The 11,834-nt window shown below is 72.2% G+C and carries 9 protein-coding genes; 3 read left to right on the top strand and 6 right to left on the bottom strand.

What is annotated here, in order from left to right; genetic code table 11:
* Nucleotides 1-97: 97 nt before the first annotated feature.
* The 4 genes from QRY02_RS02000 to QRY02_RS01985 form a co-directional block, all read right to left on the bottom strand.
* Nucleotides 98-271, bottom strand: coding sequence for a hypothetical protein (locus QRY02_RS02000; RefSeq protein ID WP_285989775.1), 174 nt, complete (start codon nt 269-271; stop codon nt 98-100).
* 166 nt (nt 272-437) lie between these two features.
* Complete coding sequence (locus QRY02_RS01995; protein ID WP_285989774.1) at nt 438-1,598, bottom strand: SWIM zinc finger family protein; 1,161 nt, start codon at nt 1,596-1,598, stop codon at nt 438-440.
* A complete protein-coding gene (locus QRY02_RS01990; RefSeq protein ID WP_285989773.1) occupies nt 1,598-4,657 on the bottom strand; it encodes a DEAD/DEAH box helicase in 3,060 nt (1,019 codons plus the stop codon). The genes QRY02_RS01995 and QRY02_RS01990 overlap by 1 nt, the downstream gene beginning before the upstream one ends.
* A gap of 102 nt (nt 4,658-4,759) precedes the next feature.
* Nucleotides 4,760-6,814 (bottom strand): acyl-CoA dehydrogenase family protein, encoded by a 2,055-nt coding sequence (locus tag QRY02_RS01985; protein ID WP_285989772.1) that lies wholly within the window; start codon nt 6,812-6,814, stop codon nt 4,760-4,762.
* Between the two features lie 142 nt (nt 6,815-6,956).
* Between QRY02_RS01985 and kstR the strand changes: the two genes are divergently transcribed.
* The gene (kstR, locus tag QRY02_RS01980; RefSeq protein ID WP_086849903.1) at nt 6,957-7,583 is read left to right on the top strand and encodes a cholesterol catabolism transcriptional regulator KstR; all 627 of its coding nucleotides are present in this window, start codon (nt 6,957-6,959) and stop codon (nt 7,581-7,583) included.
* Complete coding sequence (locus QRY02_RS01975) at nt 7,580-8,275, top strand: maleylpyruvate isomerase family mycothiol-dependent enzyme (protein ID WP_285989771.1); 696 nt, start codon at nt 7,580-7,582, stop codon at nt 8,273-8,275. The genes kstR and QRY02_RS01975 overlap by 4 nt, the downstream gene beginning before the upstream one ends.
* On the opposite strand, the gene QRY02_RS01970 is transcribed toward QRY02_RS01975, so the two are convergent.
* Nucleotides 8,229-9,059, bottom strand: a complete 831-nt coding sequence (locus QRY02_RS01970; RefSeq protein ID WP_285989770.1) for an LLM class F420-dependent oxidoreductase — start codon at nt 9,057-9,059, stop codon at nt 8,229-8,231. The two genes, QRY02_RS01975 and QRY02_RS01970, sit on opposite strands and share 47 nt — an antisense overlap.
* 76 nt (nt 9,060-9,135) lie before the next feature.
* Here QRY02_RS01970 and QRY02_RS01965 point away from each other — a divergent pair, with 76 nt between their 5' ends.
* The gene (locus QRY02_RS01965) at nt 9,136-9,831 is read left to right on the top strand and encodes a class I SAM-dependent methyltransferase (protein ID WP_285989769.1); all 696 of its coding nucleotides are present in this window, start codon (nt 9,136-9,138) and stop codon (nt 9,829-9,831) included.
* A 1,076-nt stretch (nt 9,832-10,907) separates the two neighbouring features.
* Here the strand turns inward: QRY02_RS01965 and QRY02_RS01960 are convergent.
* Nucleotides 10,908-11,510, bottom strand: a complete 603-nt coding sequence (locus tag QRY02_RS01960) for a hypothetical protein (protein ID WP_285989768.1) — start codon at nt 11,508-11,510, stop codon at nt 10,908-10,910.
* Nucleotides 11,511-11,834: the final 324 nt, after the last annotated feature.

Genomic DNA, 11,834 nt, shown 5'->3' with positions numbered 1-11,834 from the left:
GCCGTGGTGGGATCAGGCGCGTGGAGGAGGCCGGTGTCGGCGGTGATGTCGTTCTCGATGACGTCGTAGTCGATGACCTCGCCGCACCTCGCGGTCCTCAGGCCGGTTCACCACGACCTGACGCCCGGTTGTCCAGCCGCCGCAACAGCTCCGGGTGCATGCGAGGGGTTGCCGTGGTGGGATCAGGCGCGTGGAGGAGGCCGGTGTCGGCGGTGATGTCGTTCTCGATGACGTCGTAGTCGATGACCTCGCCGGCGGTGGTGGTGCTCAAGCCTGCTTCGACCCAGTGGGAGATCCGGCCGCCGGGGACACCCACGTGATCCTCGACGCCAGCCTGATCCACCGACAAGGCCTACCAAAGCAGCACTCGTCCTCACCCACCACGAACACCACGGACGCTACTGAGAAAACCTCATTGGTGCGCTCCTGCGGGGAGGTCAGTAAACGAGGTCCACGGGGCTTGCCGAAGGTGGTCCGTCGAGGCGCCACTCCGTTCCTTCGCGGACGAAGCGGTACCAGCGTGCGTCGCGGCCGTAGCGTAATTGCAGCTCTCCGTGGGTCACGCGGTTGCGCCAGATCTTCGGTTTGCCCGGGAGGCCCGCGTCGGCCAGGAGCGACTCGGCCTCGGCCAGGAGTCCCGGGCCGGGCTGCCAGGTCTCCCGCAGGGCGGCCAGGCCGCCGCGGCCTGCTTCGCGCCAGGCCTCGGCCCAGCGGACCAGGTCTCGTGGGGATATCCCCGCCGCCGTGGCGAGGGCGGTGGTCTCCGCGCCGGAGCGGCCGGCCGCGCGGCGGGCGAGGTCTTCGTCGAAGGTCAGCTCCGCCGCCGTCGGTCCACCGGCCAGGAGGTCACGGGCGAGGGAAGCCGCGTCCGCCGCGAGGGCGGACAGCGCCGCCGCCGTCCAGCCCGTGCCCGGTGGCGGGTCGAGGTCCAGCACCGCCGGCGGCCCGGCCACCCGCGGTGGCGGCGGCACGGCGGGGATCGCGCCCGGCCGTCGCGCGTAGGCGGCGCGCGGTGTCAGGCCCTCGTCGACGGGCTTCGGGAGCTTCGGTTTCTCGCCGCGCGCCGGCGACCGGCGGGCGCGGAGCTCGGCCAGCACGTCGGCCCGCGGGCGGCCGCGCAGCAGGAAGAGCGTGAACGGGTCGCGGTCCACCTCGTCGGCGACCAGGTAGTACACCGCGGCGACGTGCTTGCACGGGTTCGCCGAGTCCGGGCACGAGCACCGCGGCCGCAGGTCGCCCGGGCCCGGCAGCAGATCGACGCCCGCTTCGCGCGCCTGCTCGGTGAGCGCGCCCGGCAGCTCGCCGTCGAGCAGCGCCGCCGCGTGGCCGAGCTGGGTGCCGACCACGCCGAGCAGCGTGTCCCACTCGCCGTCGGTGAAGGTGCGCATCGCGATCGTCACCTTGTACGGCTCCGGCCGGCTGCCGCGCACCCGGGCGCTCACCGCACCGGCCCCGGCGTGCAGCTCGCTGACCGTGCCCTTCCGCGCGTACGTCCGCCCGCGCGGCAGCCGGTTCGGGTCGAGCTTCGCGCGCTTCTCCAGCGCCTCGACCCAGGCCCGGCCCCACCACGTCGTGCCGAAGTTCCGCCTCGGTGGCATCACCCGCCCCCGAGCCGGACCAGGTCGGCGAGCTCGTCGTCGGACAGTTCGGTGATCCAGTCCTCCCCCGCCCCGACGATCGACTCGGCGAGGCCGCGTTTCTTCTCGAGGACCTCCGCGATCCGCTCCTCGAGGGTGCCCTCGGCGATCAGCCGGTGCACCTGGACCGGCCGGTCCTGCCCGATCCGGTACGCGCGGTCGGTGGCCTGGTCCTCCACCGCCGGGTTCCACCAGCGGTCGTAGTGGATCACGTGGGTGGCCCGGGTCAGGTTGAGCCCGACGCCGCCCGCCTTGAGCGAGAGCAGGAACACCGGGATCTCGCCGGCCTGGAACCGGTCGACCATGTCCTGCCGTTTCGCCGGGGAACTGTCGCCGGAGAGCAGCTCGGTGGGCAACCCGCGGTCCTTGAGACGCCGCTCGAGCAGGCGGCAGAGCTGGACGTACTGGCTGAACACCAGGACGCTTTCGCCCTCGTCGAGGATCACGTCCAGGAGTTCTTCGAACGCCGCGAGCTTGCCGGAGCGGCCGGTGAGCGCGCCGTGCGGTTCCTTGAGGAACTGCGCGGGATGGTTGCAGATCTGCTTGAGTTCGGTGAGCAGCTGCAGCACCTGCCCGCGCCGCTTGATGCCCTGCGTTTCCCGGATTTCGGCGAGGTTCTCCCGCACGACGGCCTCGTAGAGCGTGGTCTGCTCGGCGGTCAGCGGGACGAACCGGTCGGTCTCGGTCTTGGGCGGCAGTTCCGGGGCGATGTCCGGGTCGGACTTGCGCCGCCGCAGCAGGAACGGCCGGACGGTGGTGGCCAGCCGCTCGGTGACCGCCTTGTCGCGGTCGCGTTCGATCGGCCGCGCCACGGTGCGGCGGAAGCGGTCGAGCGGGCCGAGCAGGCCGGGCGTCGTCCAGTCCACAATGGACCACAACTCGGTGAGCCGGTTCTCGACCGGGGTGCCGGTGAGGGCGACCTTGGCCTGCGCGGGCACCTTGCGCAGTTCCTTGGCCGTGGCGGACAACGGGTTCTTGACGTGCTGGGCCTCGTCGGCCGCGATCAGCCCCCAGTCCACTTCGGACAGCGTTTCGCGATCGCGGCGGAGGACGCCGTAAGTGGCCAGGACGACCTCGTCGGGCGCGAGGTCGTCGAGGTGGCGGCCGCCGCCGTGGAACCGGCGGACGGGGATTTCGGGGGCGAAGCGGGCGAACTCGCGCTCCCAGTTGCCGAGGAGGGAGGTGGGGCAGAGGACGAGGGTGGGACCGCCGCCTCGCTGGGGCGCGGGGTCGGCGAGGGAATCCTCGACACCGGGAGGCGAGGGCTCGGCACCGCCCGGCGGGGACTCACCGCCGGCGGGCGCCATCCCACCGCCGGCCGCCGGCCGCGCACCGATCGGCGCCGGCTCGGCCTCGGATGCGGTGGCTTCGTGGGGCTGGCCGCCGGGCTGCGCCTCGCCGGGGCGCGGGTCGGCCGCCGATCGGATGGCCTCGCCGGGGTGCGGCGGGGGCTCGGCTGCCGACGGTACGGTCGGGTCAGGCTGCGCCGGGCCGGACTCCGCCCAGCGGAACTGTGCCGGACCCGGCCCCAGCGCACCGGACCTCGCCAGCTCGCGCCGGTGCAGGTGGAGGGCGATCAGCTGGATCGTCTTGCCCAGGCCCATGTCGTCGGCCAGGCAGGCGCCCAGTCCCAGCCCCGTCATCGTCGCCAGCCAGGACAGGCCCGCCTGCTGGTACGGGCGCAGCGTTGCGTGCAACCCCGGTGGTGGGGCCACCAGGGCGTCCGCCCGGTCGCGGATGCGCGAAGCCAGCCCACCCAGCGCCGGCGGTGCCGCGAACTCGACGCGTTCGCCGTCGAGCTCCAGCTCGCCCGTCAACGCGGCCGCCAGGGCCTCGCCCGCGTCCAGCTTGCGGGTCCGGCCCCGGACCCGGGCCAGGAGCTGCGGGTCGACCCGGACCCACTGGCCGCGCAGGCGGACCAGCGGCCGCTTGGCTTCGGCGAGCGCCGCGACCTCGGCCTCGGTCAGCTGCTCGCCGCCCAGGCTCAGCTGCCAGCGGAACTCCAGCAGCGAACGCAAGGCGAACTCCGCCTCAGTGACGCTCGCCGGTGCCTGCGTCGCGCTCGCCTTCGCCTTCACCTCCGCCGCGAACAGCCCCTTCGACCAGAGCACCTCGATGCCGGCGCCGCCGAGGTCGCGGGCGCCGTCGGTGAGCAGGTCGACGACCTCTTCGTCGGACAGCGCCAGCGAAGCGGGCGTCGCCTGGGTCAGCACCCGGCCCAGCGGCGCCCAGGCCCGTGCGCCGCGGCGCAGGCCCAGCAGCAGCTGCGTCTCGACCTGGTCGCCGAGGCGGTTCAGCACCGCGTCCGGGGCCTCCCACAGCGTTGCCGCCTCCACCACCAGGCTCGGCTCCGCCATGCTGCGCACCGCCAGTACCCCGGCGAACGAGTCGTCGTCGAGGCCCTCGACCCGCAGGAGCACCTGGATCCCGCGGGGCTCGCGGGCGTCCAGCTCCGCCAGCCAGGCCGCGCCGTCCGGGCCGAGCAGAGCCGGTTCACGGGCCGCGAACGCCGGATCGCCCGCGCCGACGGGTGCCGCCGGGCTGCGCACCAGCAGGTCGGCCGTCGCGTCCCACAACGCGCGGACCAGGGAGTCCGGCGAGTGCAGGCGGATGTTCTTCAGCCCGGTCAGCGGCAGCGCGTACGCCTCCGGTGGCAGCGCGCCGGCCAGCCCCCGCAGCAGTTCCTCGTCGGCGGCGTCCAGCGGGCCGATCCGCCAGGCCGCCGCCCCGCCCGGCCGCAGCCGCCCCCGGGCGACGAGGTTCACCCCGGCGTTGACGGCCGCCGACCACGCCGCCACCGCCGGGCTGGCCTCCTCCCCCACCGACAGCAGCCGGGGCAGCGCCCGCTCCAGGGGGATCAGCTCGGCCTCGACCTTCGTCCGCGCGAACTTGGCTCCCCGGGGCAGCACGAGCTCGATCGTGGTCCCGCCGGCCACGTCCTCGCCCCACAGGGCCAGCACCCCGTCCCGCGGGGGATCCGCGGGGAGGTAGGTGGCCTGGGTGTCTGCGCTGAACTCCACGACCGCAACGCTAGAACACGACCCCGACAGTTTTGCCTCCGGCGGCGCGAACGGTCCTTTCGCACCGTTGCTCGACGCAACCCACCCGTGCGCCGCGGGGCATCAGCCGCGGGGCAGGCCCAGCAGCCGTTCGGCCGTGAGGGAACGCAGGACCTGCGTCGTGCCGCCCGCGATCGAAAGGCAGCGGGTCAGCAGGAATTCGTGCTGCGGCGAGCCGTCGGCGAGCAGCGCGCCCGCGCCGGCCAGCTCCAGCGCGAACTCCGCCACGTCCTGCCGGTGCTGCACGCCGAGCAGCTTCCGGACGCTCGACTCCGCACCGGGGTCCTGCCCCTCCAGCCGGCGCAGGGCCGCCCGCAGGTCCAGCACCGACCCGGCGACCCCGTCGGCCACCAGCGCGCCGAGCCGGTCGAGAGCCACCTCGTCCAGGGCCGAGGCGTCCACTGTGGACACCAGGGTCTGCACGCTCTCGCCGACCGCCGAACCGCTGCCGATGGCCACCCGTTCGTTGGCCAGCGTCGTGCGCGCCAGCCGCCAGCCGCCACCCGGCGCGCCGACGACGTCGGCGTCCGGCACGAACACGTCGTCGAGGAACACCTCGTTGAACACCGCCTCGCCGGTGATCTCGCGCAGCGGCCGCGTCGTGATGCCGTCGGCGCGCATGTCGACCAGGAAGTACGTGATGCCCTTGTGCTTGGGCGCGTCCGGGTCGGTGCGGGCCAGGCAGATGCCCCAGTCGGCTTCGCGGGCCAACGACGTCCAGACCTTCTGCCCGGACAGCCGCCAGCCGCCGTCGACGCGCCGGGCCGCCGTCCGCAGCGCCGCCAGGTCGGAGCCGGCGCCGGGCTCGCTGAACAGCTGGCACCAGGTGAGCTCGCCGCGCAGGGTGGGCCGGGCGAACCGGGCGCGCTGCTCGTCGCTGCCGTGCTCGAGGATCGTCGGCACCGCCCACGCGCCGATCACCAGGTCCGGACGGCGGACGCCGGCGGCGCTCAAGGCGGCGTCGATCCGCAGCTGCTCCGCGGCATCGGCGCCCCGGCCGTAGGGCGCCGGCCAGTGCGGGGTCAGCAAACCGGCGTCAGCCAAGGCGACCCGCTGATCACCAGGGGGCAACGCGGCGATCCGCGCGACCTCGTCCCGCAGCGCGGGGTCGTCACCGACGTCGACGCCCAGCGTCCGCTCGGTCCCGGACAGCGCCAGCGACGCCGCCCGCCGCCGCCACGACCCGCCGAGCCACTGCCGCAGGGCCACGGCCCGGCGCAGGTACAGGTGGGCGTCGTGCTCCCAGGTGAACCCGATCCCGCCGAGCACCTGGACGCAGTCCTTGGCGTTGGCGACGGCCGCGTCGAGGGCGACGACGGCCGCGCTCGCCACCGAAAGCGGGTGCTGCCCCGAAGCCGCGTCCCAGGCCAGCGCTTCGGCGGCCTCGGCACGGCACAGCATCTCGGCGCACAGGTGCTTGATCGCCTGGAACGCCCCGATCGGCTTGCCGAACTGCTCCCTGACCTTGGCGTACTCGACGGCGATGGTCAGGCACCGCCGCGCCACGCCCGCCGCCTCCGCCGCCGCCAGGGTCGCCGCCAGCGGGGCGACCGGCGGCAGGGTGAGGAGATCGCCACGGACCCCCGAGAACCGGATCCGCGCCAGCGGGCGCGAGAAGTCGAACGCGGCCAGGGGCTCGACGCTCACCCCGGGCGTGCCGGGAGCGAGCAGGACGTGGCCACCCTCGACCGGGACCAGCAGCCAGGTCCCGGCGTCCGCGCCGGGCACCGGCCCGGTGACGCCGTCGTCGAGCGACGGCGCGTCCAGCAGGACCGCGACCGTGGCCTCCCCCTCGGCCAGGGCCGGGAGGAGCTCCTTCGCTTCGGGGATTTCGGCGAGCAGCAGGCCGGCGAGGGCGGTGCTCAGCACCGGTCCGGGAACGAGTTCTTCGGCCGCCGCGGCGAGCCCGGCGGCGAGGTCGGCGACACTGCCCTCGGCCCCGCCGGCCGCCGCGGGCAGCGCGACACCGAACAGGCCGAGCGCGGCGAAGCCGGCCGGGATTGCCGCCCCGGAACGGGTTTCCGCGGCGCGCACCGCCTCCCGGGGGTGATGAGCCGCGGCCCAGGCGTGGATCGCCTGGGCCAGTGCGGCCTGTTCCTCGGTGAGCGCGACCGGCATGGGGCCTCCTCACGGTAGCAGCGACACTACTCGCGAGTGTAGAACGTGTTACAGTTTTTCGGCCAGTGGGTCAGCTGTCGCGAGGTTCGCCAGGACAGGTAATCTACGTCGTGAACTGGAACAAGTTCCGAAGGACGGGGGAATGCCGATGCCAGGCAAGACCAAGGCCCGCGGCAACGGCCTGAGCGCGATCGGCGCGGACGAGCTCGGCTCGGCCGCTCAGCGCGACCGCCGCCGCCGGATCATCGACGCCACCCTCGCACTCGCGTCGAAGGGCGGCTACGACGCCGTCCAGATGCGCGCCGTCGCCGAGAAGGCCGACGTCGCCCTCGGCACGCTGTACCGGTACTTCCCCTCGAAGATCCACCTGCTCGTCTCCGGGCTGGCCCGCGAGTTCGAGCGCGCGCAGGAGAAGCTGGAGCGCCAGGCCATCCCGGGCGACACACCTGCCGAGCGGCTGATGTTCGTGCTCGGCCGCAACACGCGCATGATGCAGCGCGACCCGCACCTCACCGAGGCGATGGTGCGCGCGTTCATGTTCGCCGACACCTCCGCCGCCGCCGAGGTCGAGCAGGTCGGGCGGCTGATGGAGAACATGTTCGCCAAGGCGATGGGCATCGCCGAGCCGACCGAGGCCGACCGCGACATCTTCCACGTGGTCGCGGACGTCTGGATGGCGAACCTGGTCGCGTGGGTGACCCGCCGCGCGTCGGCGGCCGACGTCGCCAACCGCCTCGAACTGTCGGTGCACCTGCTGCTCGACAAGTGATCCCGGCCGCGGCGGTCGCCGAAGCGCACCGCCGGCTGCACCGCGCGCTGGACGGGCTGACCGACGAGCAGGTCCGCGAGCCGTCGCCGCTGCCCGGCTGGACGCGCGGCCACGTGCTGGCCCACGTCACCGACGCCGGCCGCGCGCTCGCCGACCTGGTCGAGAACGCCCTGCTCGGCGTGCTCGTCCCGCTCTACGATCCGCGGACGCACGACCGGGACGGCATCATCGAAGCGACCGCGGGCCGGACCGCCGACGAGCACCGGCGCGCCCTGCTCCGGCACTCCGTCCGCCTGGAAGACGCCTGGGCCCGGATCCGGGACTGGGACCAGCACGTCGACTACCGCGACGGCAAGCTGTCCAGCACCGTCTTCGCGCGCTGGCGCGAGGTCTGGATCCACGCCGTCGACCTCGACGTCGGCATCGGCGTCACCGACTGGCCCGAAGACTTCGCCGTCCACGCGATCGATTTCCTCGCCGGGCGCCTCCCGGACGGCGTCGCGATCCGGGCCGGTGACCGCCGCTGGGGCTCCGGCGGCACGGAAGTCACCGGGCCCGTGCGGGAGGTGGCCGCCTGGCTGTCCGGCCGGACCACCGGCGACGGCCTCGCCGGCGACCTCCCGCAGCTGGGTCCGTGGCCGGGCGTCAGCGGTGTGCCCCGGCCACCCCGGCCAGCTCGTCCAGCGCCTTGAGCGTCTCCGCTTCCGGCAGCGTGTCCAGCAGGAACGTGTACCGCTCGACGCCGGCCTCGCGGAAGCCGTCGATCACCTTCGGCGTCGTCGGCCCGCCGAAGACCGCGAACTGCACGTCCTCGCGACCCTGGTCGGCCAGCCAGCCGCGGACGCGCTGCGCCTCCTGGTACTTCGTGTAGCCCCGGAGCAGCCAGCCGTCGCCGTACTTGGCGAGCCGGTTCAGGGCGGCTTCGCTCTCGCCGCCGATGTAGATCGGGACGTGCGGCTTCTGCACCGGCTTCGGCCAGCTGAAGATCGGGTCGAGGTCGACGTGCTCGCCGTGGAACTCGGCCTCGTCCTTCGTCCAGATCTCCTTGAGCGCGGCCAGCTGCTCGTCGATCAGCGCACCGCGGGTCTTCGGGTCGGTGCCGTGGTTGCGCATCTCTTCCCGGTTCCAGCCGACGCCGACGCCGAACAGCGCGCGGCCGTCGGAGATCAGGTCCAGCGACGCGACCTCCTTGGCCGTGTGGATCAGGTCGCGCTGGACCAGCAGGGCGATCCCGGTGCCGAGCAGCAGCTCCGACGTGGCGGTGGCCGCGGCGGCGAGCGCCACGAACGGATCGAGCGTGCGGTAGTACACGCGCGGGAGGTCACCGCCGCCCGGGTACGGGCTTTCCCGGCGCACCGGGATGTGCGAGTGCTCGGCGAGGAACAGCGAGTCGAAGCCACGTTCTTCCAGCGCGGCGCCCAGCACGTCCGGCCGGATGCCCTCGTCGGTCACGAACGTCGAAATACCGAATTTCATGCTCCAGGACTACCACCGGGTTGACAGGGGGTGCAGGATGAAGTCATCTCATCGCACGTTGAATAAGGGGGCAGTCATGGACGTACAGGACGTCGACTTCGAACAGCTGTACCAGGGCGCCACCCCGATGGGCCGCAAGATGCCGTGGGACCTCGGCGCGCCGCAGCCCGCGGTCGTCGCGCTGGCCGACGCCGGCGAGTTCACCGGCGAGGTGCTCGACATCGGGTGCGGCCTCGGCGACAACTCGGCGTTCCTCGCCTCGCGCGGCCTGCGGGTCACCGGGCTGGACGGGGCACCGTCGGCGGTCGAGCAGGCCCGCTCGCGCGCCGCGGAGAAGGGCCTCGAAATCGAGTTCGCCGTGGCCGACGCGACCAAGCTCGAAGGCCACGAAGGCCGCTTCGACACGGTCCTCGACAGCGCGCTGTACCACTGCCTGTCCGAGGACGAGCGCCGCCGGTACCTCGCCGCGCTGACCCGCGCGGCGCGGCCCGGCGCAACGCTGCACCTCTTCGCCTTCTCGCCGGAAATCCCGGACGGCTTCCCGGCGCCGTACCTGATCACCGAAGCCGACCTGCGGGAGACCGTCGGCAAGGACTGGACGATCGAACGCCTCGAACCGACCCTCTACACGACCTCGATGACGCCGGAGGAGCTGCGGCAGAGCGTCCGGACGATCCTGGACCAGGACCCGGCCGAGCTGGCGCGGCTGGGCACCGACGCCGAGGGCCGGGTCCTCGTCCCGGTCTGGCAGCTGAAGGCGGTCCGCCGCTAGATCCGTTTTCCGCACATGGTTGATCAACTTTGGTGATCATTTAGGGCTTTGGTCCTGGTTTGGTCATCTGGGTTTGGTTGGCTCAACGTTGAGCAGAGCCGGGATCCGTGCCTGGAGTGGCGATGGTTGTGGGATGCCGGGAGGTTCGTGTGCGGTGGCGGGGGATGAGGTGGAACCGGGCGAGGGCTTCGAAGATCAGCCGGCCGGTAGCGTCCTGCCCGGCCTCGACGTAACAGCAGCCGTGACTACACCGTCGCCGACCTGCGCGCCGCCGCGCCCGAGCCGGTCGTGGCCGAGCCCGTCCAGCTGGTGCGTGTCCTGCGCACCAGTGGCACCCTGGCCCGCTGGCGCTCCGGGCTGCCCGATCGCTACCGGGCCGCTGAGCATTGCGGCCCCGGTGGTCCTGCCCGGCTGGGCCGAGGCGGACCTGCTGATCGGCTCGACGCTGTGGGAGATCACCACGACGACGATCCGGCCGGACACGCCGCAGACGATCCACCGCCGCCGGTGGCGGCTGCTGGCCTGCGCGTGGCTGGAAACTCGGGACGACTATGGGATCCGCGCCGTCGGGACCCACCTGGCCCGGCACGCGTCACGATCTCCTGGGGCTGAGCGCCTACGCCTCCTCGATGCTCGGCGGCACCAGCCGCGAGGACGCCGCCCGCAGGCGGTTCCTCGAGCTGGCCGACCGCCTGCGCGCGTCGACGGCGCTGAGCCTCCGTCACCCTGGGTGCCGCGGCCTCGCCTGCTTTACAGCGGTTGACGTCGGTCGCGTCGTCTCCCGGCTGCACCGGTGTTGCCGCGGTAGGCAACACCGGTGCAGCGCCAGGCGGTGACGTGGCTTCGCCGGGTTCGTTGGTCAGCGGATTCACGCCGTCGTGCGGCCTGGGCGGACGTTGGCATTACCGCAGGTCAGCCATACCTGCCCGATTTTGGCGGAGCCGGCGACCCAGCGGCCGGCATCTTCTTTCGGCTTGGGCCAGTTCGATAGATGTGGGGCTGTCGGAGCCCAGCGGGGTGTTGCGATGCTGGGTCCCGACACTGTCCTCGCGTTCGGTAATCGTCAGGCACGTCTGTCAGACCCCACAGGGAACGAACTCGGTGATTTCGCGGTCCGCCCACTCGTAGTAGTGGTTGTACCCCTGGGCGGGAATGAAGTCTGCGATGTGACCGTCGATCGTCCAGAAGAGTCCTCTCGCACTGCCGGTCTGGTTGCTGCCCCACGAACCCTGGCCCGAGTTCCAGAAGATTTCCGGGTTCATGTAAATGCTATTACCATAACCGCAGTAATATCCTGCGAGACTCGTCCCGGTGCCCCTGTAACCGCTGTAGACGCATACATATCCTCGCGCGGTTCCCCCGTTGCACTGGCTGGCAAGTGTGCCGTTAGGTCGCGAGAAGTCACGGGGGTACTGTTCTCCCGGCAGCGCGATCTGGACGCGACCGCCGTGGGGCAGATCGACCGTGTTCGGGCTGGTCTGCTTGCCATCCGCCTTCGACACGTACCACGAGGCCATCCGTTGCATCCAGTCCGCCTCCGCGGAGGTGAGTCCGGCTGCCCTCGACTGGGCAACGAACTGGGTGGGCGCCGATGCCGCACTTGCCACACCCGGCGCCGCGAACGAGGTCAACAACAGAACTCCGCAGGCAAGAAGCATGACACCTTTACGTTTGATCACGAGATTTCACTCCGATCGCCGAAGATCACATCTGTAAATGATGTCTCTCATAGACACCAAGTATGTTTACCAGTGACCGCTCGGGACCCCACCCAAAGTATTCCTGTACCCTTTCGGGATTTATCGACGCTCAACGATCCAGTCCATGGCGATCTCCTCGCTGCCCAGACACGGTCGACCAAGATTCGCCGACGGCACTGTCGTGGGTGGTCCGGCGCGCGGAGCGGAAAGCTGCGCGGGCACGTCCCCGCTGGCGAGAGGTCCGCTTGGTCGTCGACGGCCGGCCGACCATGACTCCTCCCACTTCACCCCGCCCCGACGCCG

This window comes from Amycolatopsis sp. DG1A-15b (assembly GCF_030285645.1).
In the GTDB taxonomy this organism is placed as follows: Bacteria; Actinomycetota; Actinomycetes; order Mycobacteriales; family Pseudonocardiaceae; genus Amycolatopsis.
This window is presented reverse-complemented; position numbering and strand designations above follow the sequence as displayed.

Bases quoted from the DNA above. Each gene is read 5' to 3' on its own strand.
- QRY02_RS01995 (WP_285989774.1), bottom strand. From the start codon at position 1,598: ATGCCACCGAGGCGGAACTTCGGCACGACGTGGTGGGGCCGGGCCTGG.
- QRY02_RS01985 (WP_285989772.1), bottom strand. From the start codon at position 6,814: ATGCCGGTCGCGCTCACCGAGGAACAGGCCGCACTGGCCCAGGCGATC.
- kstR (WP_086849903.1), top strand. From the start codon at position 6,957: ATGCCGATGCCAGGCAAGACCAAGGCCCGCGGCAACGGCCTGAGCGCG.
- QRY02_RS01970 (WP_285989770.1), bottom strand. From the start codon at position 9,059: ATGAAATTCGGTATTTCGACGTTCGTGACCGACGAGGGCATCCGGCCG.
- QRY02_RS01965 (WP_285989769.1), top strand. From the start codon at position 9,136: ATGGACGTACAGGACGTCGACTTCGAACAGCTGTACCAGGGCGCCACC.